General features: G+C 42.4%; 1 protein-coding gene. It reads right to left on the bottom strand.

All coding sequences use genetic code 11. The annotated features are described in order from the left end of the window. Nucleotides 1–86: 86 nt before the first annotated feature. Nucleotides 87–596 (bottom strand): DUF6653 family protein, encoded by a 510-nt coding sequence (locus VB654_RS21600; RefSeq protein WP_323215856.1) that lies wholly within the window; start codon nucleotides 594–596, stop codon nucleotides 87–89. Nucleotides 597–794 lie beyond the last annotated feature (198 nt).

The raw sequence follows: 794 nt of genomic DNA, 5'->3' as shown, positions 1-794 counted from the left end.
TGTGCCAGTAACCTTTAGTGAGATGACCGAACAAAGCAAAAGAAAGAAAAATGGAGAATTGATATTACCTGTTTAAGACTACCGCTTTAATACAGCCAACTCCGATAATCTGCGTTTGTCTCTTTCATCTCTTCATAAAGCCAAACCATGCGATCCAGATACCATAGTTTGCCAGAGTAGTGTAAGGTGGTTCCGAGCACTGTAATCCAGATATTGAGAGTAACTAAGCCCCAAATCACCAACACTCCACCTAAAGCAGAAATAGCAGAGAGAATGTTAGGTACACGACGATGATGCTGGGGTACTGAAATTTTGTCACGGTTCAACCAAACTCGCTCGCCTAAAACCGATTTTGAAATCCAATTGTTGGTTGAACGTGGTTTAGGAAAAATGCGTGGGTTTAACCATATCCAAAGAAGTACGATACCAATAGGAATCAGTGCCCACCAACCAAGCCAAATTCGACTCCAAAAACCCAGTATCAGAAGCGGTAGCCCAGTAATGATACGTGTCCACCCACTCCAGGGATTGGCATGACGTTCCCAAGTGGTTTCGCTCATATTAAAGATTCCTGCTACCTTTCTTTCAAAAGTCATTACAATATCTCCTCTAGGCTGTTGATTTTCAATAACGCAAACGCAACTTCAGTAGACCGAAAATTTTTGCGATCGCCTGCGGTGGACACTCCGCGCCATCGCTCTGGGTTAGGTACATTTATGCCGATTCTGACGATCATTGTTATCCAGATTTATCTCTATATTGAGATAGATTGACAAAACTGACTGAACTTATCC

The sequence above is a fragment of the Nodularia sp. UHCC 0506 genome (assembly GCF_034931045.1).
Taxonomy (GTDB): Bacteria; Cyanobacteriota; Cyanobacteriia; order Cyanobacteriales; family Nostocaceae; genus Nodularia.
This window is presented reverse-complemented; position numbering and strand designations above follow the sequence as displayed.

Excerpts from the sequence above, each read along its gene's own strand:
- VB654_RS21600 (WP_323215856.1), bottom strand. The coding sequence starts at position 596 with ATGACTTTTGAAAGAAAGGTAGCAGGAATCTTTAATATGAGCGAAACC.